25 protein-coding genes and 1 riboswitch are annotated in these 24,845 nt (G+C 36.0%); of the genes, 17 read left to right on the forward strand and 8 right to left on the reverse strand.

What is annotated here, in order from left to right:
* Positions 1-255 precede the first annotated feature (255 nt).
* The 4 genes from EJF36_RS07150 (at position 256) to EJF36_RS07165 (ending at position 4,266) form a co-directional block, all read left to right on the forward strand.
* The gene (locus EJF36_RS07150; RefSeq protein WP_125905654.1) at positions 256-1,431 is read left to right on the forward strand and encodes an MFS transporter; all 1,176 of its coding nucleotides are present in this window, start codon (positions 256-258) and stop codon (positions 1,429-1,431) included.
* Between the two features lie 280 nt (positions 1,432-1,711).
* The gene (locus tag EJF36_RS07155; protein ID WP_125905655.1) at positions 1,712-2,242 is read left to right on the forward strand and encodes a YceI family protein; all 531 of its coding nucleotides are present in this window, start codon (positions 1,712-1,714) and stop codon (positions 2,240-2,242) included.
* 122 nt (positions 2,243-2,364) lie between these two features.
* The gene (locus tag EJF36_RS07160) at positions 2,365-3,441 is read left to right on the forward strand and encodes a Gfo/Idh/MocA family protein (RefSeq protein ID WP_125905656.1); all 1,077 of its coding nucleotides are present in this window, start codon (positions 2,365-2,367) and stop codon (positions 3,439-3,441) included.
* A gap of 102 nt (positions 3,442-3,543) precedes the next feature.
* Positions 3,544-4,266, forward strand: a complete 723-nt coding sequence (locus EJF36_RS07165) for a ThuA domain-containing protein (RefSeq protein WP_125905657.1) — start codon at positions 3,544-3,546, stop codon at positions 4,264-4,266.
* 88 nt (positions 4,267-4,354) lie between these two features.
* On the opposite strand, the gene EJF36_RS07170 is transcribed toward EJF36_RS07165, so the two are convergent.
* From EJF36_RS07170 to EJF36_RS07185, 4 genes are all read right to left on the reverse strand, one after another.
* Positions 4,355-5,404: an iron-containing alcohol dehydrogenase family protein gene (locus tag EJF36_RS07170; protein WP_125905658.1), complete on the reverse strand. Its 1,050-nt coding sequence runs from the start codon at positions 5,402-5,404 to the stop codon at positions 4,355-4,357.
* A complete protein-coding gene (locus EJF36_RS07175; RefSeq protein ID WP_125905659.1) occupies positions 5,405-6,058 on the reverse strand; it encodes an MtnX-like HAD-IB family phosphatase in 654 nt (217 codons plus the stop codon).
* A gap of 372 nt (positions 6,059-6,430) precedes the next feature.
* On the reverse strand, positions 6,431-6,652 hold the full coding sequence (locus tag EJF36_RS07180) for a helix-turn-helix domain-containing protein (RefSeq protein ID WP_125905660.1): 222 nt from the start codon (positions 6,650-6,652) through the stop codon (positions 6,431-6,433).
* Positions 6,653-6,769: 117 nt separating this feature from the next.
* Complete coding sequence (locus EJF36_RS07185) at positions 6,770-8,026, reverse strand: ATP-binding protein (RefSeq protein WP_125905661.1); 1,257 nt, start codon at positions 8,024-8,026, stop codon at positions 6,770-6,772.
* Positions 8,027-8,431: 405 nt separating this feature from the next.
* Positions 8,432-8,537, forward strand: a riboswitch (SAM riboswitch).
* 264 nt (positions 8,538-8,801) lie between these two features.
* On the opposite strand from EJF36_RS07185, the gene EJF36_RS07190 reads away from it, so the two are divergent.
* Both EJF36_RS07190 and metC read left to right on the forward strand, forming a co-directional pair.
* Positions 8,802-9,929: a methionine biosynthesis PLP-dependent protein gene (locus tag EJF36_RS07190; protein ID WP_125905662.1), complete on the forward strand. Its 1,128-nt coding sequence runs from the start codon at positions 8,802-8,804 to the stop codon at positions 9,927-9,929.
* Positions 9,922-11,082: a cystathionine beta-lyase gene (gene metC, locus EJF36_RS07195; RefSeq protein WP_125905663.1), complete on the forward strand. Its 1,161-nt coding sequence runs from the start codon at positions 9,922-9,924 to the stop codon at positions 11,080-11,082. The genes EJF36_RS07190 and metC overlap by 8 nt, the downstream gene beginning before the upstream one ends.
* Before the next feature lie 280 nt (positions 11,083-11,362).
* Here metC and EJF36_RS07200 read toward each other — a convergent pair whose 3' ends face one another.
* The 4 genes from EJF36_RS07200 to EJF36_RS07215 all read right to left on the reverse strand — a co-directional run bounded on the left by EJF36_RS07200 (position 11,363) and on the right by EJF36_RS07215 (position 13,634).
* Positions 11,363-11,542, reverse strand: a complete 180-nt coding sequence (locus tag EJF36_RS07200; RefSeq protein ID WP_125905664.1) for an aspartyl-phosphate phosphatase Spo0E family protein — start codon at positions 11,540-11,542, stop codon at positions 11,363-11,365.
* 537 nt (positions 11,543-12,079) lie between these two features.
* Positions 12,080-12,520 (reverse strand): threonine/serine exporter family protein, encoded by a 441-nt coding sequence (locus EJF36_RS07205; RefSeq protein WP_125905665.1) that lies wholly within the window; start codon positions 12,518-12,520, stop codon positions 12,080-12,082.
* Between the two features lie 20 nt (positions 12,521-12,540).
* Positions 12,541-13,299 carry a threonine/serine exporter family protein gene (locus EJF36_RS07210; RefSeq protein ID WP_125905666.1) on the reverse strand — a complete coding sequence of 253 codons (759 nt, stop codon included), beginning with the start codon at positions 13,297-13,299 and terminating at the stop codon, positions 12,541-12,543.
* A gap of 134 nt (positions 13,300-13,433) precedes the next feature.
* Positions 13,434-13,634: a cold-shock protein gene (locus EJF36_RS07215; protein WP_125905667.1), complete on the reverse strand. Its 201-nt coding sequence runs from the start codon at positions 13,632-13,634 to the stop codon at positions 13,434-13,436.
* Positions 13,635-14,422: 788 nt separating this feature from the next.
* On the opposite strand from EJF36_RS07215, the gene qoxA reads away from it, so the two are divergent.
* From qoxA to EJF36_RS07270, 11 genes are all read left to right on the forward strand, one after another.
* Positions 14,423-15,511, forward strand: coding sequence for a cytochrome aa3 quinol oxidase subunit II (gene qoxA / locus EJF36_RS07220; RefSeq protein ID WP_125905668.1), 1,089 nt, complete (start codon positions 14,423-14,425; stop codon positions 15,509-15,511).
* Positions 15,498-17,465 (forward strand): cytochrome aa3 quinol oxidase subunit I, encoded by a 1,968-nt coding sequence (qoxB, locus tag EJF36_RS07225; RefSeq protein WP_125905669.1) that lies wholly within the window; start codon positions 15,498-15,500, stop codon positions 17,463-17,465. The genes qoxA and qoxB overlap by 14 nt, the downstream gene beginning before the upstream one ends.
* Positions 17,449-18,054: a cytochrome aa3 quinol oxidase subunit III gene (gene qoxC / locus EJF36_RS07230; RefSeq protein WP_125905670.1), complete on the forward strand. Its 606-nt coding sequence runs from the start codon at positions 17,449-17,451 to the stop codon at positions 18,052-18,054. The genes qoxB and qoxC overlap by 17 nt, the downstream gene beginning before the upstream one ends.
* A gap of 1 nt (position 18,055) precedes the next feature.
* Positions 18,056-18,361: a cytochrome aa3 quinol oxidase subunit IV gene (gene qoxD, locus EJF36_RS07235; protein WP_125905671.1), complete on the forward strand. Its 306-nt coding sequence runs from the start codon at positions 18,056-18,058 to the stop codon at positions 18,359-18,361.
* 515 nt (positions 18,362-18,876) lie between these two features.
* A complete protein-coding gene (locus EJF36_RS07240; protein ID WP_125905672.1) occupies positions 18,877-20,091 on the forward strand; it encodes a cell wall-binding repeat-containing protein in 1,215 nt (404 codons plus the stop codon).
* A gap of 141 nt (positions 20,092-20,232) precedes the next feature.
* A complete protein-coding gene (locus EJF36_RS07245) occupies positions 20,233-21,543 on the forward strand; it encodes a HAMP domain-containing sensor histidine kinase (RefSeq protein ID WP_260471843.1) in 1,311 nt (436 codons plus the stop codon).
* A gap of 24 nt (positions 21,544-21,567) precedes the next feature.
* Positions 21,568-22,233, forward strand: a complete 666-nt coding sequence (locus EJF36_RS07250; RefSeq protein WP_185806852.1) for a response regulator transcription factor — start codon at positions 21,568-21,570, stop codon at positions 22,231-22,233.
* A 63-nt stretch (positions 22,234-22,296) separates the two neighbouring features.
* Positions 22,297-22,524 (forward strand): SHOCT domain-containing protein, encoded by a 228-nt coding sequence (locus EJF36_RS07255; RefSeq protein WP_125905674.1) that lies wholly within the window; start codon positions 22,297-22,299, stop codon positions 22,522-22,524.
* Between the two features lie 137 nt (positions 22,525-22,661).
* A complete protein-coding gene (locus EJF36_RS07260) occupies positions 22,662-23,075 on the forward strand; it encodes a four-helix bundle copper-binding protein (RefSeq protein ID WP_260471844.1) in 414 nt (137 codons plus the stop codon).
* A gap of 349 nt (positions 23,076-23,424) precedes the next feature.
* Positions 23,425-24,156, forward strand: a complete 732-nt coding sequence (locus EJF36_RS07265) for an urease accessory protein UreH domain-containing protein (RefSeq protein ID WP_125905675.1) — start codon at positions 23,425-23,427, stop codon at positions 24,154-24,156.
* 107 nt (positions 24,157-24,263) lie between these two features.
* Positions 24,264-24,833, forward strand: coding sequence for a hypothetical protein (locus EJF36_RS07270; protein WP_125905676.1), 570 nt, complete (start codon positions 24,264-24,266; stop codon positions 24,831-24,833).
* Positions 24,834-24,845 lie beyond the last annotated feature (12 nt).

Genomic DNA, 24,845 nt, shown 5'->3' on the forward strand with positions numbered 1-24,845 from the left:
AGACACTCCTTTTTTTGATATGTATTATAACCGAAACTGCCTCCAGACATTTCGATTAACTAAATAAATTATACCATTTTTTGAGAACTTTGCGAAATGAGACACGTTTTGGAAAGGTTGTATATATCTAGAATCTTTCGTCTTCTGTGTCTGCAAGATTACACAACTCCCAATCAGAAAGCCGTATCCTTTAGGTTTGGCAGCAGTAGAGAATATGATATAGTGAATACAAAACGGTTAAGAGGATTGATAGGATTGCTAAAAAAGATAAATCATAAGTGGCTGTTAATAGTTCTTGGACTTTATGTACTATTAGCAGGGATATTATATATACCGATACTCCCCTTATATGTGGTGGGAAAAGTACGTGAAGCAGAGATTGTATTATGGGGGTATGTGTCAGTTATTGGTGGTTTAGTAACCGTAATAGGTGCTTTATGCTTAACTTCCATTAAAAAACATGATGTTTTGAAAGTCTTTCATTTCATTGGACTACTTGGCTGTATGTTTATTATATTAGGGCAAATACCGCCGATTCTTTTATGGGTTGTGTTCCCTATAGGAGCGTCGTGGCCTCTTTTTATACATATAACTTTGTCAGCTTTCGCTGCTTTTACTTTTAGTAGTTTGCTTCGTAATATTGTAACTACTGACAGTGCCATACGGTTTACTAAAAAAAATTGGCTAGTAGCTGTAGGCAGTGTGTTAGCAGTTATTATGAGTTTAGTAGGGTACAATATGTATTTAAATACGACTTGGGTCAAAAGTACTTACCCTGAAAATGGTCAAATAAATGTACCTCTTCATACGACAATAGAAGTTAATTGGCGGGAAGATAACTATAATAGTATGGGAATGTCTGTTGATTACGCAGATAAATCAAATAGTATTCAAGGTATGACTAGTGGCTCTAATAGTGGTATGGTATTTGTCCCAGACCTGCTTGAACCAGGAAAAGAAGTTGTTGTTAAAGTTCGAGCGGGCTTTAGATCTCATACATTTAGATTTACAACTGCTGAGAACACCGTTAGTAAAGTAGACTTGTATCGTGCCGTATTAAAACATTATTTCCGGGCACCACAAAGCGATACATTATCTCCTGAATTAGTGATTATTAATACAGATTATATTGATGTACCTGAAGATGATCAGTTAGAGGTAGGAAAAGGACTACTAGCATACACGCCTAATGTAGCAGTTGGATCTGAGAAATCAGGGTATCAAAGATTGAGTGTATATACTGACATTATTGGAAAAGAAGACACGCTAGTACTAACATTAAAAGAGCAGAATAAAAATGTTGTGATAGTTGAAAGTATGCGAGAGTTGCATAGTAAACAACCTAATATAAATAAATACAAAGTTGAGCTAAATAAGGGGACTTGGCAAGTAACTTCCATTCAAGAAAGCTCAAATCGGCCCTGGGGCTAAACGTAACTTACTAAGTGAGTTACGTTTATTTTTTATTTTGGCGGGTATGAAAGCTAATGAAGACATAGTTTTAGTTGAATTTTTTCTAGTTTCAGACAAGATGTAAATAAAGTGATTACATCTCAGATACTTATATAAAAAATATGTCTATACAAACAACAATGTGTTTTTGTTGACATAGTGAAGAAGTCTTCATATAATTAATCTTGAATTAAGTTATCTTTAATTCGAGATAATAATGCGCTTTATAACAAATGTAAAAAAGGGGAGAATGAGAATAATGACAAAAGCAAATTGGGTTATTGATTTAGCACATAGCGAGATAGAATTTTCAGTTCGTCACATGATGATTTCAAACGTAAAAGGCACATTTGAAAATTTTGAGGCTCAGATTGAAGCTGATCCAACAGATTTAACTTCTGCTTCTATTGAATTTTCGGTTGATGTCAATAGTATTAACACACGTAACTCTGACCGTGACAATCATTTACGTTCAGCAGACTTCTTTGATGTAGAAAACTTTCCTAAAATGACATTTTCATCAAAACAAATAGAAAAAACAGATGAGGGAGAATATGCTGTTACGGGTGACTTAACTATACATGGCACAACGAATACAGAAACGTTTAATGTTACTTTCGAAGGGCAAGGAAAAGACCCATGGGGAAATGAGAAAGCTGGATTCAGTGCAAGTGGTACAGTTAATAGAAGTGATTATGGGTTGAAATGGAATGCACCTTTAGAAACGGGTGGCGTATTAATTGGAGATAAAATTAAAATTGGAATGCAAATTCAAGCTGCAAAAGCGTAATAATATAAGCTGATGTCTACTTTTTGAGACATCAGCTTTTATATTTTATAAAAAGGAACTTTGAATGTGATGTCGAATATTGGTAGGATAAGATGTATTATACGAATCGGGAGGGATTTTGAATGACTATACGAGTAGGCATTATCGGGTGTGGTGGGATAGCAAACTTTAAGCATATGCCAAGCCTAGCAAAGATAGAAGAAGTACATATGGTAGCTTTTTGCGATGTAAATGTTGAACGTGCGGAAAAAGCTAAAGGTGAATATGGTAAGCCTGAAGCAAGCGTATATTCTGATTATAAAACGATGTTAACTGAAGCGAAATTGGATGTTGTGCATGTTTGCACACCTAATATTTCTCACGCAGAGATTTCAATTGCTGCCATGGAGGCTGGTTGCCATGTAATGTGTGAAAAGCCGATGGCAAAAACAACGGATGAAGCTCGTACGATGGTGGAAGCAGCAAAGCGTACGGGTAAAAAATTGACAATTGGATACCAAAATCGATTTAGAAAGGACTCTTCATACTTACATTCTATTTGTGAGGAAAACGCGCTAGGGGATATATATTATGCGAAAGCAAAGGCGATTCGTCGCCGAGCTGTTCCCACATGGGGTGTTTTTCTTGATGAAGAAGCACAGGGTGGTGGACCACTAATTGATATCGGAACACACGCCCTTGATTTGACTTTATGGATGATGGATAACTATAAGCCTAAATATGTTGTAGGTAATGTATATCGTAAGCTTGCGGATACAGAAAATGCCGCCAATGCATGGGGACCATGGGATCCGAGTAAATATACAGTAGAAGATTCTGCCTTCGGATTTATTACGATGGAAAATGGAGCTACTATTGTTCTTGAGGCAAGCTGGGCACTAAATACATTAGATGTTGGTGAAGCAAAAACGACATTATGTGGTACAAAAGGTGGAGCCGACATGGAAAATGGCTTGCGTATTAACGGTGAGGACCACAGTGTTTTATATGAAAAAAATATTGAATTGCAAGTGGGCGGAGTCGATTTTTATGATAGCACCGGAGATGATCCAGCTGATATTGAGGCGAAACAATGGATTGACAGTGTCCTGAATAATACAGAGCCAGTGGTAAAGCCTGAGCAAGCATTAGTCGTCACACAAATTTTAGAGGCGATATATGAATCAGCGAAAATAAATAAACCTGTTTATTTTAGTTAATTAGGTTTGTCAAGAGACATTTATATAGTTAGCTCTATGGAGTTTTCTGTGTATTTTAAATTCTAACCTAGTTATTTAAGACTAACAAAAGGAGCATTCAACATGTTAAACGTCACAGTATGGAACGAAAACAGACATGAACAACAAAACGAAAAGGTTCGCCACATTTATCCAAACGGTATACATGGAGCAATCGCTGACTTTTTAGAGGATAAAGACCTTAATGTTAGAACCGCAACTTTAGATGAGCCAGAGCACGGATTATCAGATGAAGTATTACAGAGTACAGATGTGTTAATTTGGTGGGGGCATATGGCACATGGCGATGTGAAAGACGAAATCGTTGAGAAAGTTAAACAACGTGTACTTGACGGTATGGGGTTACTTGTATTGCATTCTGGTCATTTTTCGAAAATATTCAAGGTCTTAATGGGTACAACTTGTGATTTAAAATGGCGCGAGGCTAATGAAAAGGAACGTATTTGGGTTGTTGATCCGAGTCATCCGATTTCAGAAGGCCTAGGTGAGTATATAGAAATAAACAGTGAGGAAATGTACGGCGAACACTTTGATATTCCAGCACCTGATCAATTAATATTCATAAGTTGGTTTGAAGGTGGAGAAGTGTTCCGCAGTGGCTGTACATATCAGCGTGGTAAAGGGAAAATCTTTTATTTCCGTCCAGGACATGAAACGTATCCTACTTACTACCATAAAGATGTGCAGCGTGTTATTCAAAATGCTGTTCGTTGGGCAAAACCGACGGAGTTGCCGAAACCAGTGTATGGTAATGTAAAACCACTTGAAGAAATTAGAGAGAAATAGTAAGCGATTAGGCTGCCAAACTAGGCAGCCTAATTGCTTACAAGGAAGAAAAAGCAGCTTTTGATTTTAAAAGAGTTGGTTAAGAAACCTATTGTAATAAATCTGATTTCAACCTATTAACAAAATCAACTGCTTTGCTTCGATATGTTTCATCGTGTAAATACGTGAAGCGATTAGGTTTAATCGAAGGGGCCATTTTGATTGCCTCAAGAAAGTCGGATTTCTTCATGCCTAATGTTTTTGCAAATTCAAAAAAACCGGTTCTTGTAAATACTTTTTCCATTCGTTCAGCTCTATGCTCTTGTACATGCGCCATTATGTACGTAGCAATACCAACTTGAATTCCATGCATTTGAGGATTGTCTTTCATCTTATCTAAAGCATGTGATATTAAATGTTCTGATCCACTAATAGGTGCACTATTTCCACTTATAACAGTTGCAATCCCACCCATTGTAAGGGAACTCACTAGTTCCTTTAAAAATATTGGGTTTTTAATATCATCCATCGGTGTGCGAATGAAACTATTAACTGCTTTTTTACTTAACATGGAAGCAAAAGCGTTTACGCGACTCACACCGTGCTTCTCTTCGAATTCCCAGTCATATAAAGCCGTTATATTGGACATTAAATCACCAACCCCAGCTAAAATAAAACGTTGTGGAGCCTGCTTTATTATATCGAGGTCAGCTATTATACCATATGGTACTCTTGCGGGTACGGTTGTTTTTTTGCCGTTTACTAATAATGAGCAGTTGCTACTAGCAAATCCATCGTTGGATGCGGATGTAGGTATACTAATAAAGGGACTGCGACGTGAGAATGCCATGTATTTTCCTTGGTCGATGACCGTTCCCCCACCAATTGCTACAACAGCATCATATCGTTCGAGTTCAAATGCGTGTTTAATAAGTATTTCAATATCAGAGTTTGCTGCCATTAACATTGTATCGGCTTTTAATGATTTTGGTATAGAGTCCATAATTTGTTGTTTATATGTGTTGTGTGTGAAATCATCAAATAATATAATGACCTGTTGAAAGCCATGATTGTGTAGTAATTGACCTAATTTCGTAATAATACCGTTTCTTATTTCTAAAATTGCTGGAATTGGTATATTCGTAATAGGGTTTGACATTTATTCAAGAACTCCTTTGTCATTTAAATAAGCCTCAATGTCCTTAAAGCTATCAATAGCAACAAAAGGAATGTTTTTCTCCTGCAAAATACTTTGCAGCGCGTCTTTTGCAAAGGTGACATCTGCATAGGCAGCTGGATGTGAGTCAGGTTCACTATCTCCCGCAAAATATACGGTTTCGTATGATTCTTTTAGTTTTTGAATGACTTTGGATTTATCAATCCCATACCGTTCCGAAAAATGCCACATGTTTTTATCAATATTCATATGTACATTTTTATCATGATAACGTCCTTGATTAGAATACACTTCAACATTTCTAATATCATATTTCTTTAAAATGTGCTTTATGTAGTAATCTGTTCCGGCACTTAAAATGTAGAAGCTCCCACCATTCTGTTGTACTTTGTTAATGAATGAAGGCACGAATTCATCGATCGGAATGGATAAAACGTCATGAATTATTTGCTCTTCATCCTGATGGATAGATGTGAAGACTGTATCTAGAAAATCAATGTCTTTAATTTCACCAGCCTTCCATTTTTTAAACAAGTCGCGACCCTCTGGAAAATACTTTTCAATAACAATCCAATAAAAGTCTTTTATAGAGATGGTACCATCGAAATCAGAAACAAATGCCCAGTTTGTTGTCAATTTGACCCCTCCTTGCTAATTGTTAAGCTGAGTTTATTGATGAGAATAAATTTGATTAGTAATGTATTATTCAACATTACTATATACTTTTACTATTCCTTATTACAACTAGCCTAAACATCATATTAAAATAGTAGGTCTATTCACGTCACTGCTTTCAGCTCCGAGACCTCTATAATGATAGAAGACTTAAAACTCAAAGGAACGCACTATATTGTTCCCGTGATTGAATTAAAAATTGCAGCAGTTTATGAATCACTAGTTGAGAGATAAATGTTCGTAAAAAGTGAGTTTGAAAGTTGCATGGTTAAATGTTATTTTACTTTTCATTGCATAAAAAAGGTGTCCGCTATATTATAAGCAGACACACTTTTAGCATTCCTCACAAAACTCAGTAACTGAAAATAAATCTTCAATTTCAACATTTAATACTCGGCTGATGCCAACTAATATTGTTATATCAAATGATAATTTTTCATCAAAAGACCGAACCTCTTCAATTGGTATCCCTAACACTTCAGATAATAAGTCTTCAGAAATGTTTCGTTCTTGTAATAACTTTTTAAGTTTTGGTTTTACTTCATATAATGTCATAGTTACCTCCTTACATAGATTTATCATACTATAAGGTACAGTGAAAAATAAAAAGATATGTTTTAACAAAGGCTAGCGAGAATTGCCCTTCAAAATCTTAGATTTAGTTGGCGAGGTTCACACTGTGTAAATAGGCAGTTCGATTGTAAAAGTTGTCCCGCTGCCTGGAGCACTTTTAACATCAATGGTGCCATTTAGAGAATGAATAATTCTGTATACAACCATCATTCCAAGCCCGGTGCCTTTCATGCCTTTTGTTGTATAGTATGGCTCACCAAGCCTTTGTAATTGAAGTTGTGTCATACCAATTCCTGTATCTGTAATAGTAATTCGAATTGTACCATTGATAGTTATTGTACTATTTACTGTTAGTGTACCACCTTTCTCCATTGCTTCAATACCGTTCTTAAATAGGTTTATAAAACACTGTTGAAACAGTGCTTTTTCACCAATAATAATGGCAGGTTCAAGCTTTTCAATAGTAGTAACGTTATTCATATTAGCAAGAGGTTTTATTATATCTAAGGCTTTTTTTAATTCGATATCAATTGAGACTTGTTCTAGCTTTGATACGGTAGGTTTTGCAAATGTTAAATAGTCACGAATGATGTGCTCTGCACGATCCATTTCATCAATAGAAATTTTTATATAATTCTTTTGGTCTTCAGCAAGATCTGAATCAAGTAACAGTTGCATAAATCCTCTACTTGTTGTTAAAGGATTTCGTACTTCATGAGAGATACTTGATGCAAGCTGGCTAACTGCTTCTAGCTTCTCGTTACGAATGAGCTGGTGACGCATTTGCATATGTGATAGTACAGCTTCTATCATTTTAACTGTGATAAGCATACCTAATGTATTTCCAAAAATATAAATAAGCCAATAATTAATTCCTAATAAAGGCTGGTTAGAAGAATACTCAACAATAAATGCGACAGTGGTAGCGATTACAAATGTAAATATTACTGCAAACGTCATGCGATTTGTGGGGGTTTTGTGCTGATATTTATGGTATGAGAGCAGTAAAACAATTATTTCTATAGCATAGATTAATAAAGAGGCATAAAAACCATCACCACCTAATAGGTAACGATATATAATGGCGGTCGGCATAATACCAGCAAGAACATATGGTCCGCCGTATAGGCCACCTATAACAATAGGAACGTGCCTTAAATCAAATATAAAATTATTACTGATTTTTATAGGAAAACTCATACAAAGAACAATAGCAACACATGTTAAAATAAGAATGCTATTTTTGCGATCTTGTACTGATAAATCCTTCTTCTCAACCCAAAATTGAAATAACAATACACAAAATAATATAAAAAATAAATTCGCTGCTAGGTCCATAATAAAAGTATATAGCATTTAAATAACATCCTTTGAATTCAAACATTTTTATATAAAACATTCGACACTTTCCAGTTACTTTCCTGTTTATTTTATAGTGAAGAAAAATATAATACAACTTTGAATAGGTATTATCATGGGAGGAATTATGTTGTTTTCTATGCGTTGTCCAGTTTATAAAACACTTCTGTGCTGCTGATGCTAGTTTTTTTAATTATTTCGTTCATTTAGGTATAGGTGATCGAATGATGTTTACCTTAACAAAATTGTTTTGTGGCATTGCACTAACTCTTGAGGATGTTAATTGATAAAAGGAGAGTATATATAGAAGCAATAGCAATAATTTATCTGAATATTTAAATAAATACTTTTCATTTTCGGCCGTATGTAATAATATATATAAATAAAATCTAATACTTATTGATCTTATCAAGAGAGGTAGAGGGACTGGCCCGATGAAACCTCAGCAACCGACAGACTGTCATGGTGCTAACTCCAGCAAGCTAATATTTAGCTTGAAAGATAAGAAGAAGTTGACTGTATAATGGAAACCTTCTTCTTTTGAAGAAGGTTTTTTAGCTAATAGGAAAATAAAAAATTTTCTTCAAAATTCATTCTTGCCTAACTCATAAGTGCAACTACGCCTCTGTTTTCGCTTTAAGGCTTGCCAATCGGTGAGTTTGACGTTAAGAGAGACTAGTTACGATAGAAGATTCAACAGTAGTTTACGGGTACTGTAGTTTTTAAAGCAGGCGCATAAAAAATTGAGTATGAAATACAAGGGGGAGCGTACATGAGAGAAAAAAAACATTTTCAAACACGCTTAGCACAGGTAGGGAATCGATCTGATGTGATTACAGGCACAGTAAACCCTCCTGTTTATTTTTCAACAGCCTATCGGCACGAAGGGATAGGTCAATCAACTGGCTACGATTATATTCGAACAGGTAATCCAACAAGAACTGTTCTTGAAAACGCAATAGCAGATTTAGAGAATGGTGATCAGGGGTATGCATGTAGTTCTGGAATGGCAGCGATACAAACAGTTTTCTCACTGTTTCAACAAGGCGATCATTTCGTTGTATCTAAGGATTTATATGGAGGATCGTATCGTGTGTTTGAACAAGGGTGGAAAAACTGGGGATATGAGTTTAGTTATGAAGATCATAGGAATTTACAGTTGTTTGAGAAAGCTATTAAAACAAATACAAAGGCCATATTCGTAGAATCCCCTACAAATCCACTTATGCAAGAAGCAGATTTAATAGAAATTAGTAAAATAGCGGAACGCCATGACTTGTTATTTATCGTTGATAATACGTTTTATACACCAATATTGCAAAACCCGCTTGATCATGGTGCTCATATTGTTCTTCATAGTGCAACAAAGTATTTGGGGGGGCACAATGATGTGTTAGCTGGATTAATTGTGGCAAAAGGAACACAGCTTTGTGAGAAATTAGCTATGTTTCATAATACTATAGGAGGTACACTTTCACCATTTGATTCTTGGTTATTAATAAGGGGATTAAAAACATTAGCACTTCGTATGAGAACTCATGAAGCTAATGCGCGAATAATTGCTAATTTTCTAGCTAATCATAATGGAGTTGATGAAGTGTTGTACCCTGGAAGGGGGGGGATGCTTTCGTTTCGGATTCGGGACGCATCGTGGGTAAACAGATTTTTGCGAGAATTAAAGATTATTACTTTCGCAGAAAGTTTAGGTGGTGTAGAAAGTCTTTTAACGTATCCCGCTACACAAACGCATGCTGATATTCCTGAAGAGATTCGAATAGAAAACGGGGTTTGTAACAGGCTTTTGCGATTCTCTGTTGGAATTGAATATGTTGATGACCTTATAGATGATTTATCACAAGCATTAGAGACAGCAATGGGAGGAGACGGAATCTATGAGTAAATATTATAGCCTACAAACGCGGCTACTTCATAATACCCACAAAGTTGATAAAGCGACTGGAGCTGTTAGTGTGCCGATACAACATGCGTCTACTTTTCATCAGGATAGCTTTGATGATTTCGGAAAATATGATTATGCACGTTCAGGGAATCCAACTCGTGAAGCTTTAGAGATAGCTATAGCTGAGCTTGAAGGGGGAGGTTATGGTTTTGCTTTTAGCTCTGGAATGGCTGCTATTTCAACTGCTTTCATGATGCTAAGGAGTGGAGATCACGTATTAATTCCAGATGATGTCTATGGAGGAACATTTCGCTTTATAACCGAAGTGCTGTCTCGGTTTCAAATAGAGCACACATTTGTTGATATGACAAACCTTGCTCTTGTGGAAACACAAATCCGTCCGAATACAAAAGTTATTTATATAGAAACTCCTTCAAATCCACTTTTGAAAGTTACGGATATAAAAGCAATTGTAGCACTTGCTAAGCAGTACGGTTGTTTAACGTATGTTGATAATACTTTTATGACACCTGCTTGTCAACGTCCATTAGAGCTTGATGTAGATGTTGTACTTCATAGTGCAACAAAGTTTTTATCAGGTCATAGTGATGTTGTCGCAGGTCTAGCAGTGGTAAAGGATAAGATTTTGGCGAAAGAAATGCGGTTTTTACAAAATTCCTTTGGAGCAATATTAGGAGTGCAGGATTGTTGGCTTGTGTTAAGAGGCTTAAAAACTCTTCATATTCGTTTGCAACAATCAATTGAATCAGCTATAAAACTCGCTAGATTTCTTGAAAATCACAGTGCTGTTAGAGAAGTAAATTATCCAGGACTCGAAAGTCACCCAGGTCATACACTTCAGTGTAAACAGGCTTCAAGCTTCGGTGCTGTTCTGTCATTTTCGTTACAAAGTGAGGATGATGTTAGGCAACTACTAAATAATATAGAAATCCCGGTGTTTGCAGTTAGTCTTGGAGCTGTGGAGTCGATATTGTCTTATCCGGCAAAAATGTCTCATGAAGCTATGCCAAAGGAAGAAAGACACAAAAGGGGAATTAGTGATGGATTATTAAGGCTGTCAGTAGGTCTAGAAAATGTTGATGATTTAATCGAGGACTTTGCGAATGCTTTAGACGCAATAGTAACAGAGTGAATGTTAGGTGTGTAAATGGTAGTGCTTGAATAGGTGCCGTAGGACTATAAGGATTTCAGAAAAAAGTAGTTTTTTTACATACATGATGGTATTAGCTAGTATAATCTCTTGTTCATTTATGAATATTCCAAATTAAATTTTTGATTTTGGGAAGAACTATGCTAATCTGTATCTGTCAATTTTTTATGATGCAATATTACAAGTTTTGCTCTATGTTGACTAGGTTTAAAGATGTCTCAATCGATAATTTTTTGATACGAACGATAATACAGCAGGCTACTTATCTTGCATTACTCATAACTATCGATTGATCGCTATTTTTTAAATAATTATTCATCGCTAAATCTAATCGTTGACTTAATCTAATAGTCTCAGGATGCGTTAGCCCTTTTTTAAGCCCTGTCTCAATGAGGTCTAAACGAAGCTTTTCAATTTTTGTAATACAAGTGCTAGTTGTCATAAAATACCCTTCTTACTAATATTTAGAATAAAAAACATTTTAACACATATTTGCAAGTAAATGTGTGATTTTTTCATAGATCTCAAAAAAGAACGAGGGCTGCCCGAAAATTCGGGGCAGCCTAATGACTTGCTCCTAAAAAGCCTAACTTTAAAAAAGTTTGTCTGGTGGTGTGTCTTGGTAGCATGTCTGGAGTCAATAAACTCTTTGGGAGGAAGTCACATTTACATTGTTGACAATATCACGTTTTGTTATACCATTTCTTGCCTTCATATTGCATTTGTATGGTAGAGTAGAACGATATGAATAGCATTTTACTATCAAATTCATTTTATGAAAACTAAAAAAAGGATGCCGTGTTACCGTTTTATGAACATAATTAGCATCCTTTTAATGTATAGGAGTTTAAAATTCTGAACCTAGGTGAGTGTGTACTCAGGCGCACGTTTTGAGAGACAAATATTAAGGCTCTGATGGCGCCCGTCTTGTACTTATCATCGCTAGGGAGGCGACTTGCGCTTTACTATAGTTCAAGGGCTATGCTTTGAACTGAACTTGTTTTCTAATTATTTGATTAATAACTTCAGAAAAAACTAATCCTATAGCAATGGACCCTGAAATCATGAAGGCTCTTGCAGCTAAATTTGTAGCTGTATTGTAATCATTTTCTACAAAATGTCTCATGGCGTCGTAAGCGAGTCCGCCAGGAACGAGTGGAATAATTCCAGCTACACTAAAGATAATGACTGGTGTTTTGTAAAATTTAGCAAAAAACTGACTAGTAACCGCAATAAAAAAAGAGGCGGATAACGTTGCAACAACCGGATCTATTTTGTTTAAAGTTAACAGTATATAGACTATCCATCCAAGCATACCAACTAAGCCACACTTAATAAGTGATTGCTTTGGAATATTAAACATGATTCCAAATCCAGCCGAAGCAATAAAACTTGTAACAAGTTGTTCAATTATGACCATAATGTATTCCCCCGTTTAATTTAGATAAAAGCAAAGACAACAGCTACCCCAGACCCAATGGCAAATGCAGTTAAGAAAGCTTCTGCGCCTTTTGAAAGTCCAGATACTAGGTGTCCCGCAATGAGATCCCTAACAGCATTTGTAATAAGAAGGCCGGGAACAAGCGGCATAACAGAACCAATAATGATTTTATCTAATTCATGACCTATTCCAATGTACACAAACAAATATGCAACAACCCCAATAACAACGGAGGCTGTAAACTCAGCAAAAAATTTAAGAGGAATAAGGCGATTAGCGTACACATAAAATAAAAATCCAATTCCTCCTGCCACGATTGCTGGGATAAAGTCATACCAAGTCCCGAGAAACATTATAACAAAACATCCACTTGCAAGGGATGCGGCGGCCAGTTGTAGTGAAAAATGATAAGAATCATTAGATGCTTCAACATCTCGTAACAATTTGTAAGCTTCAGCCATTGTTAATTCGCCATTTGTAATTTGTCTTGAGATGCTGTTAACCATCGTAACCTTGCGCAGGTCAGTAGTGCGATCCATGATGCGAACGAGCTTAGTTTTAGTCGGCTCTGCTCCTTCTAAAGAGAATATAATTCCCGTCGGTGTTACAAAAGGATGTGAATGTTCAACACCATACGCGGCAGCTATGCGAATCATCGTATCTTCAACTCGATAAGTTTCGCCCCCGCTTTGTAACATAATCTTTCCAGCAAGTAAACACACCTTCATAACATCATATGTACTATATTGATTTTCCATAATAATCTCTCCATATATGAAACAAACTATGTTCAGTGTAATAGACAGATTTGTCGGATGCAATATTATTATATTAAGTGATCTTTTTCTGAATAAAAAAAAAGACGACTTAATAGTCGCCCCGGTGAAGATTGTTATTTCAATTGTGAGTGATTTTGCACAACTGCAAGTTCTTTGTAACCCTCTTCCATTGGGCTGTTGCATAAAGGACAACTTGCTTCCTTTGAACCTCTAAAGTTGTCACGTACCCATCCATTGCAATCTTCGGAGGTGCATTGCCAAATTTTTGTTTCCTCAACGGGTACTTCCTCAACAAATCTTCTGCCAAATGCCATTTAATTACCCCCTAATATGAAATACAAAAAGTATGCCATTTGGCAATTCTTTTTGTTACAGCATCTATCTAATAGTATACGCTATTTTATCAAAAAAATTACAAAAATTTAGGGAATTGTATTCAAATAGATAATATTCCCTGTTTTCATCAGATGAAAACGTATGAGTTTTGCACCTGGATAACTGTCTCACTTTAGGCACACCATGTTTTCTGGTAAGGGATTACCTTCAGGAAGAATGCGTATGATTTGTTAGTTGTGTTTTTTTGTAGTTCCAAGTAATTAAGAAGAATATCCTTTTACTTGAATAACAAAAACTCATTTTTCCTTATGGGAATAATAACCGTGCTTGTTTTAATCTAGTTGGTGAAGTTGACACAACATTTCGCTCAAGCTTGTGATGCTTAGGCACGCCTAACAACAACGGTGCGCCACACGGATCAAAATTGTTGATTACCACTTGTTGTCAAACGTGCGTCTCGAAATATAAACCATGTGGAAAAGAATTCCTTAACAAACCTGTCACATTTTTTTCACAGAAAATATATTATTATAATAAGTACGTGTGATTAATATCACATAATTATAGTGGAAATGGTAAAAATAATCCTTTGCTAAAAGCAACATAAAGAGCAATAATATTAATGAGTTCGACAAACAAGTTTACTTGTTGTTCGTATAAACGTAATGCTGCTTTAGCATATAGGTAAACGCACAATTGGCAAAAAATGTCGAATTGTGTCATTTTTGTGAAGTTTTGAACAGATTTCGGAAGGAGTAAATGCTATATGAAGAATAGAAAAATCTTGTATTCTATTTTCTTTGTTATGCTAGCTGCATTCTTAAGTGGCTGTGAAACAAATATGGTAGTTTTTGAACCACAAGGACCAGTAGCTCAAAGCATTTTAGAACTAATTAATTTTTCGTTAGTCTTAATGCTTTTAGTTGTTGTTGTTGTATTTAGTTTGTTTGGTTATGTGATCTGGAAATATCGCGAGAAAGAGAGTAATAAAGATTACGAGCCGGAATATGAGAAAGGAAGTCACAAACTAGAGATAATTTGGACTGCTATTCCTTTAGTGATTGTTCTTGCATTAGCAGTAGCTACAACAATCACAACATTTAAACTTGAAAAAGTACCAGAAGGTTATGAAGATCAAGAACCACTTATTATTCATGTAACGTCTGCTGATTGGAAGTGGATTTTTAGCTATCCAGAACAAGGGATTGAAACAGTGAATTATATGAATATTCCTGAGGATAGAGCTGTACAGCTAAAAATGACATCTGCAGGCACAATGCAATCATTCTGGGTACCAGCTTTACTTGGACAAAAATATACGATGGCAAACATGGAAACTAAACTATTCATGGTTGCTGATAGGCCTGGATCGTATAGAGGTATGAATACAAACTTTAATGGTCAAGGATACGCTCATATGGAATTTGAGGTTCTGGCTCAAACAGCTGAAGATTTTGAAGAGTGGGTTCAAGATGTTAAGGATACAGCACCTGTGTTAACTGAGGTTGAATATGAAAAGTTACTTCTACCAAGTGTTGTTGGACGTATGACTTTTAACGAAACACACTTGGCTTGGATTGATCATGCTGAACATGACGCGAAAAAATATATAAACCCTGAATTATATCGTGTGCACGGTGTGATTGGAAATATACCAGATTATAGTGATAGCGCAGAAGGACATGAAACAGACCATGGCGAACATGGAGCTTCAGAGGAAGAAGCAAAGCACAGTGATCATGATACAGAAGATACAAAAAGTGAGCATAGTTCTTCAGTAAATGAAGGCAATCACAATGATCATGAATCAATGGAAACTAACAGCGAAGGAGGCGACGAGCATGGATCGCATTAATCTTCGAGATCTGCTTGTAATGGGAGATCCTCTTATTCTAGGTGCCCAAATCTCGATCGCATTAACGATGATTGGTATTCTCGTTCTTGTCACTTATTTAAAGAAGTGGCGCTATTTATGGGACGAATGGATTACCACAGTTGATCATAAAAGAATAGGTATTATGTATATCCTTGTAGGTGTACTTATGTTCTTCCGTGGTGGAGTAGACGGTTTATTAATGAAGGCACAAACCTCACGACCAAACATGGAATTTTTAGATGCACAGCATTATAATGAAATCTTTACAACACATGGCATCATTATGATATTATTCATGGCTATGCCATTCTTAATAGGGATTATGAACGTTATTGTTCCGCTTCAAATTGGGGCTCGTGACGTAGCGTTTCCGCAATTAAATGCGTTAAGCTTCTGGTTAACGTTTAGTGGAGCAATGCTATTTAACATTTCGTTCGTAGTAGGTGGATCACCAGATGCTGGTTGGACATCATACTTCCCACTAGCGGGTAAAGAGTTTACGCCAGGTATCGGAAATAACTATTATTCGATTGCTATCCAGATTGCAGGAATAGGTACGCTGATGTCGGGTATTAACTTCATTGTGACCGTGTTAAAGATGAGAACGCCAGGTATGACTTTAATGAGAATGCCTATGTTTACTTGGACGTCATTTATTACGTCTGTCATTATCGTTGCAGCATTTCCAATCTTCACTGTTGCTTTAGCGTATATGGCATTAGATCGTATTTTTGGCACACATTTCTTTACTGTTACAGCTGGTGGAGAGCCCATGCATTGGGCTAACTTGTTCTGGTTATGGGGACACCCAGAGGTATATATTGTTGCGTTACCTGCGTTCGGTATGTTCTCTGAGGTTATTGCAACATTCTCTCGTAAAAACTTATATGGCTATAAATCTATGGTAATTTCTATAGTCGGAATCGCATTTTTAAGTATGCTAGTTTGGGTGCATCACTTCTTTACGATGGGGTCAGGTCCTGTTGTTAATTCAATCTTTTCCCTTACAACTATGTTAATTGCTGTTCCGACAGGAATAAAGATCTTCAACTGGTTGTTCACGATGCGCAAAGGTCGAATTAAGTTTACAACAGCTATGCTTTGGGCATTAGCATTTATTCCTAACTTTACAATTGGTGGAGTAACTGGAGTAATGTTGGCGATGGCAGCAGCTGATTATCAATATCATAATACTATGTTCTTAGTGGCACATTTCCATTATGCACTTATTCCTGGTGTTGTCTTTGCCGTATTTGCCGGTTTATATTACTGGTGGCCAAAAATGTTTGGCTTTATGTTAAATGAGAAAATTGGTAAGTGGCATTTCTGGTTATTTGTAATTGGTTTCAACATGACATTTATGCCAATGTTTTTCGTAGGTCTAAATGGAATGCAACGCCGTCTTTACACGTATTCAGAAGGTCTTGGATGGGAAGGTTTCCTAGCATTCTCTGCTTTCGGATCTTTAGTACTAGCAGCTGGATTTGCAGCACTGTGTTACAACATCTATTGGAGCTTCCGTTATGCACCGCGCAATATCGGAAACGATCCATGGGATGCACGTACACTTGAGTGGATGACCGCTTCACCTGTACAACACTACAACTTTGCTACACTACCGGAAGTAAAAGGGTTAGACGCATTCTGGACTATGAAAAAAGAAGGTTTGCCAGTTATGAAGGAATCGGATTATAAACCGATTCATATGCCAAGCAACTCAGGACTACCGTTCTTTATGTGTGTTGCATTTGGTATTGTAGGCTTCCTATTAGTTTTTGAATTTATTACACTAGCAGGGATAGCTTCATTGTTAATTATTGCTGGACTAATCATACGCTCATTTGATTACAATGACGGCTATTATGTAAGTAAAGATGAAGTCATTCGAACAGAGCGTGGATGGAGAGGTGATCAAAGTGGCAGGGCAAGTTAATACGTCACTACCGTTAGAATACCAAACTCAACAAAATCAAATGAATATTCTTGGCTTCTGGGTGTTCCTTGGAGCAGAGATTGTATTATTTTCGACATTATTTGCTACGTATTTTGTACTAGAGGGGCGCACAGCTGGCGGCCCCACACAACAAGATATGTTTATGTTAAAAGAAGTTATGATCCAAACAATTATTTTATTAACTAGTAGTTTCACATGTGGTCTTGCAATCTTTGAAATGCGTCGACACAACTTAAAGGGTCTATTAGTATGGCTTATTGTTACTTTGTTGTTAGGTGCAGGCTTCTTATATATGGAGATTAATGAGTTTCTTCATTATGTTCATATGGGTGCTACTATGCAAACAAGCGCTTATCTATCAGCATTTTTCGCTTTATTAGGGACACACGGTTTACACGTGAGTCTTGGAATTGGCTGGGCTATTTTAATTATTATGCAACTATTAAAGCACGGTTTAACACCCGTTACAGCTCGTAAAACGTTCATTATTAGCTTATACTGGCATTTCTTAGACGTTGTATGGATTTTCGTCTTTACATTTGTCTACTTAAAAGGGATGGTGATGTAATATGGCGAAGCAAAATAACAGTGGATATCCTGTATCACATATTATTGGTTTTATTGCTTCACTTGTGATGACATTCGCTGCCGTTGGTATTGCTCTTAAAACAAATTTATCATTCACAGTTATTATGTGGCTTATAGGTTCATTAGCAATGCTCCAAGCTGGTATGCAGTTATTTATGTTCATGCACGTCACTGAAGGAAAAGACGGTAAAGCAAATCTTATTAATATGGCATATAGCTTTTTCTTAGCTGTAGTTGTAGTTGGTGGTTCAATCTGGATTTTAACATCTGGACATATGGCACATTAAGATAAAATAAAAGCATGAAGCTTTCTCTGACGGGAGGGCTTCATGCTTTTTTGTATATATTAATTTCAATGTTTGAGTGATCTTCGTTGTTAGTGCAGTTCGTTAAGTCTTTCATATTATTCTGTATTTCTTCTGTTTAATATTTATTAACCAGTGCAGTGTATCCATTAAATCGCATCGCTGCCTCATTACTGTCTTTTGTTAATAGTACATCAATAGTACATCTAAAATAAAACTTGCACAATTTCTGCACCATTTCATCGTATAGTTTGTCTGTACACATCTATAATCATTGTGCAGATAGTGTAAACGGCATCTTTGATTAGCGATTTGATTAGTACCGTTACCTCATTTGAAATTCGGTAGGTCATGAAACTTAAAGCTAGGTAAAGATGTATTAAGTTTTGAAAATTTTGCATAATAATTCAATGGAGGTGCGTCGCCAAACAAGGTCGCTCTGGATTTTTTATTTAATATATAATGACTTTCAAAGATATGAAATAGGGGATGAATAAATGGGAGTAACAAGATTTATAATAATTGCTTTAGCTTTTATATTAATTGCAGGTTGTAACAATCAACAAACAAATAAATCTGTTATAAATGAAACAAGCAACTCAAATTCCGAGGCGCAACAACCAGACAGTTTTAACGAATCTTCCGCGCAAGCCTTGAAAATTGAATCAACAAAAAACGTTACTAGACTTATGACAGATAATCCAATAGAGCTATCGGTTATGGTATCTCAAACTATATGGCCAGCTACACATGAAGCAAATCGTCCTGGTAGTGTAATTTTATCGCCTGTAGAACAGTGGCAAATTGGCTTGGCGAGTGTGGATTTAATACACCATCCAAATAATGGGCCAGTTTTGTTTACTGTTAATGGGGAGATCCCAGTCGAAGTATTAAATGAATTAGAGCGACTAAACCCTAAAGGGACAGTTGATGGGACACAAGTCATGGTAATGGGAACAGTTGGCGAGAAGGAGCTAGATAAATTATCAAGTTACAAGGTAAAAGCCTTCAAAGGTGATAATGCATCAGAATTTGCGAATGCTATTGATGATTATTACAATCAGTTAACAAATGATATACCAAAAAGTGTAATTATTGCTTCAATGGATGAAACGGCAAAATTATATAGTCTGCCTGCAGCCAATTGGATTGCTCATATGGAAGAGCCGTTGCTATATGTGGAGAAAGACAATGTACCAAAAGCAACTATTCAAGCGTTAGAAAAGCGGAATGGTAAGGCAAATATGTATCTGTTTGGCCCAAAAACTGTAATTTCGGAAAAGGTTGAGCGTGAACTTCTCAAATATGGAAACGTAGTTCGAATCGAAGGTGAAACTCCTTCAGACCAATCTATTGCATTTGCAAAATTTAAGGATGATAAAACAAAGTTTGGTTGGGGATTTAATAAGCCTGGTCATGGATTTTCATTTATTTCAACTGAAACTCCAGAGTATGCAATTGTTGCAGCACCGTTCTCCCATTTAGGAAAGCATGCTCCTTTACTTTGGCTAGAAGATGGTGAGTTAACAGATAATTTATACTCCTTCTTAAAAACACTAAAGCCTTATTTTGAAGATGATCCAACATTAGGTCCATATAATCAAGGTTACATTTCTGGATCATTTAACAATGTATCCTTTCAGATGCAAGGTTTAATTGATGATGTATTAGAAATAGGCCAATTAGAAGGCATGGAACACGGCGGTCATTAAGCATATTTGGAAATCCTTGTATGAACGAGGATTTCTATTTCTATTTATTAACACGGTGACAAAAAGAGGTGATCTTCTATAAAAAAACTATCATTTAAGCTTGGTATGCTGTTTTTCATATTCATCTTACTTATAGAGTCTATGCTATTCTTTTTTTTATATTTTGGAATAGTTAGCGAGAAGGTTAAGGATGAAACCAGTGGTTTATTAATACGTGGGATAAGCCATCGAGATGTGTTAGAGAAAAAACTTGATTCTGTTACTGTAAGGCATGTCGCACTAATGGAATCTGAAGCGGAAGCAGATGTTATAATTACAGATGAAAATTTAAAAGTGATAGACTCATCTAATGAAATATCTTCTAAACAATATCAAATTATGAAAAATAGTAAAGCGATAGAATTTTCACACCATGGCTTAATACTAGAAGCAAGGTGGAAAACGGAGCCTTATATTGTGACAGTTAATCCCATTAACATAAATAATACCTTAGAAGGGTATGTTTTTATGTTTTTACCGACTGGTACGATACGGAATATGGTTAACGAATTAACATATTATTTTTTATTTATGGGGTTCATATCCATTATTTTTACATTTATCACTATCTTTTTTCTATCTAAATTTATTACTGCGCCATTATTGGAAATGAAAAGAGCAACACAGGAACTAAGCAAAGGTGATCATCAAGTTCAGTTATATGTAAATCGAGATGATGAGCTGGGGGAATTAGCAAAGGCTATCCAGTTATTAGCCGATGAATTAAAGCATTTGAAGCAAACCCGTAATGAGTTTTTATCAAGTATTTCACATGAATTACGTACACCATTAACGTATATAAAAGGCTATGCAGACATTGTAAATAAAAAATCTATAACAAATGAACAACGCTATGAATACATGAAAATTATTCAAGAAGAGGCTTCACGAGTAGCATTACTAGTAAAAGATTTATTTGAGTTAGCAAAAATGGATGAGAATGAATTTAAGATACAAAAAGAAGCTGTATCATTACAGAGTTATTTGGAGCAACTCGTAACAAAGTTCAGACCTGCTTACGAGTCACAAGCTGTCCAACTAATATTGGACTTTCCTAAGAAAGATATAGAGGTTTCTATAGATCCTACTCGTTTTGGACAAGTGATTCATAACTTGCTTGATAATGCGTTAAAGCATTCAGGTACTAATACATCTGTCACTTTGTCTGTTAATTATAGCGACAGTCAAGTATCCATTATAATAAATGACGAGGGCGAGGGCATTCCACATGATGAGGTTCATCACATTTGGGAGCGCCTATATCGCGTAGAAAAATCGAGATCACGGGCAACCGGAGGAAGCGGGTTAGGCTTGGCTATTGTTAAAAAGATAATTGAAAAGCATGATGCGATCATTTCAGTTGATAGCAAGCTTGGTGAAGGTACAACATTCACAATAGAACTTAAACGGTGATTTTACGAGAAAGGAGTATCTTATTTGAAAAAATTAATGTTAATTGATGACGAGGTCAGAATGCTGCAGCTTTTACAACTATATCTACAACCGAACGGCTTTGAATGTGTCACATTTACAACTGGCCAAGCTGCGATTGAGTACTTAGAGGAAAATGCTATTGATTTAATTATTTTGGACGTGATGATGCCTGGATTGAATGGTTGGCAAACAGCTGGACAAATTCGAGAGTTTTCAGATGTGCCAATCATTATGTTGACAGCAAGAGATCAAAATACAGATGTCATAAAAGGGTTAAATACGGGTGCGGATGATTATATGACAAAACCATTTGATGAAAACGTACTTTTGGCAAGAATAAATGCTTTGCTTAGAAGAACTAAAAAAGTTCGGAAGTTAGAGGTTGATGATCTCATATGGGATGAAGAAAATCATGTATTAACCTACAAAGACCAAGTGATACTCCTTACTCCAAAAGAATTTGATATGTTAGGGTTGTTACTGAAAAATGTGAAAACCGTGTTTAGCCGGGATCGGCTTATTGAGTCTGTTTGGGGATTTGATTCAGATACTGAAGGTCGTACTATTGACTCACATGTGAGAAATATTCGAGATAAGTGTAGAAAGGCAAAGTTTCCAATTGATAACCACCTTAAAACGGTTTGGGGTGTAGGGTATAAATGGGAGTAATTGCTCCAAAGAAACTGCATATTTTCTTGCTATGATTGCATAGAAGGAAGGAAGTGGGTAATTATGATGAATTGGATGGATTATTGTTCTGGTATTCAAGGCGGCGGTTGGATGATGGGAGCTATGTTTGTTTTTTGGACTTTGTTACTGGTAACAGGCTTTTACTTGTTGAGAAGTTTCACAGGAAAAACTAATAAACATAATAGTTATGAGAATATCTTAAAAATGAGATTAGCTAGTGGCGAAATTAGCGAAGAAGAATATGACCGCTTGAAAAATAAGCTTAAGTAATTATCCTGAGTAAGCTATTACTTAGGACCATAGTCTTCGTAACTGTGTTGTTAAAGAAATTAAGTAAAACGCCTAGTACTTAGGCAATGTCCTAATCATACAATACGAATGTAAAATAGTATGAGGAGGAACTTTTTATGCACTATAATAACATAAATGCGATGCCTAATGTATCACCAATTGTAAACGCACCAGCTATGCCTACGAATGTAATGCCTGCTACGGATATGATGTTTCCTAATCCATTAGTAAATACGATTCAACACTGTGCAGCAACTTGTGACCATATGATTACACATCTTATCTGTCATGAAGACATAAATTGTCGTAGACAGCAGCTGTTGTTACTTAGAGACTGTGCGGACATATGTAACCTAACCGCGAGCTTTGTAGCAAGAAATAGCCATTTTGCTAGAATGCTAGCAGGTGTTTGTGCAAATATTTGTGAAGCTTGTGGAAGAGAGTGTGCTCAATTCCCTGATTATCATTCACAACACTGCTCACAGGTTTGCCTACACTGCGCAAAAGAATGTCGTGCCTTCGCTATGTAATAAAAAAAGCTGATTCAAAAATACTTGAATCAGCTTTTTTAATGGGAAGAAAAAATTATTTACCTAAATGAGTGCTTAGCTTAAGGCGCCATGTACTTTTCTTAATGTTCCATAAAAAATCCTCTTTCTAGACAACATAAGGAAGCGAGTGCTAAGCTTTATTTACATTTTTACAGAATGTTTATAATTTCTTATAGACTGTTTCATAGGAATGCGCGGAGAAATGTTGAAAAAGCTCAGAGTGATGTCGAGAATGCTCTGTGGTAATAAGCTTCAGTGGAAAGAAATAATGCGTGCGAAATTGTCGGAATGCTTGAAGTTAGGTCGATTATGCAACGGGGGTGTATGCTTGTATCAGATTTTAAGTCAAATTAGTCATTTTTTTAGTCAACCATTTATAAATATATTTTACTCAATAGATGGAATCCCTATCCTAGCTGCTTTTATTTTAGGCGTGGTTGGCGCACTAGCACCTTGTCAGTTTACTGCGAACTTGGGAGCTATCACGATTTATGGCAATAAATCAATACAAAATGAGATAGCTTGGAGGGATGTTATTTGGTTCACGTTAGGAAAAATCCTTGTATTCTCGAGTTTTGGCCTCATTGTATATTGGCTTGGGAAAGAATTTCAAGATAATGTGACATTCATATTCCCGTGGGTTCGAAAAATAATGGGACCAATTCTAATCTTAGTAGGTTTATTCATGCTTGGTGTAATCAAAATGAAATGGAGTCTAACATTAGGCAAAATCCCTGATGTCTTGAAATATAGTAAAACAGGTGCCTTTTTTATGGGTGTTAGTTTTTCCTTAGCTTTTTGCCCAACAATGTTTGTCTTATTTTTCATTACATTAATGCCCATTGTATTATCAACATCGTATGGAGCCATATTACCTAGCATCTTTGCAATAGGTACTTCATTGCCTGTCATATTTTCTATATTTCTAATTTCGTATTTTGATTTAAGTGGGAAAACATTGAAGAAAAAAGGAAGACATGTAGGTCAACTAATTCAAAGGCTAGCTGGTGGATTCCTGATTGGAGTTGGTATATTGGATACGATGGTGTATTGGTTATAACAATCTTATGCATGCAATTTGTCTTTTCTTATTAATGTAATAGGAGATAAACTATTAGCATATATTTTTGTACATGCCGCTTTGCCGAGGGGAGGGTTGTACAATACATGACGTTAGCTATGATTATTACAATATCAGTACCATTGATTATCCTAATATATATGCTAAAAGTCCTGCTAGCCCATCGCACTGAAGTGACAAGTATGAATGGTATGGTAGTAGCGATGTCTATCGGAATGGTTATCGGGTTACTAGGTGGGGGTATATTAGGAGTTGCATTTCAGTCTATTTTCTTCGCTACCTTTCTGTCTATGATATTAGGCTTAATTATTGGTGGGATATATGGTGCATTATGTAGCACTTTTGCTATGATAGACGGTATGTTATCAGGGATGATGGCAGGTATGATGGGTGTTATGCTTATTAATATGATTACTCCCTCATATTATGAAATCATGATAAAAATATTATTTGTTATTACGGTTATAGTACTTATAATCCTAATGTTTTCACTGTGTCATGAGCTGAAGCTGTATCAATCTTTTGCATATAGGCTTATAAAAAACGTTGGCGTTGTCATGTTTTTTTTACTTATCTTAGTATTCATGTACGAGCATAGTGGTCCCTTATTTAATCATATACACGAACATCAAACTGAACACCATGAGCACGAATAAAACCACAGTAGT

The organism is Bacillus sp. HMF5848, assembly GCF_003944835.1.
Lineage (GTDB): Bacteria > Bacillota > Bacilli > Bacillales > HMF5848 > HMF5848.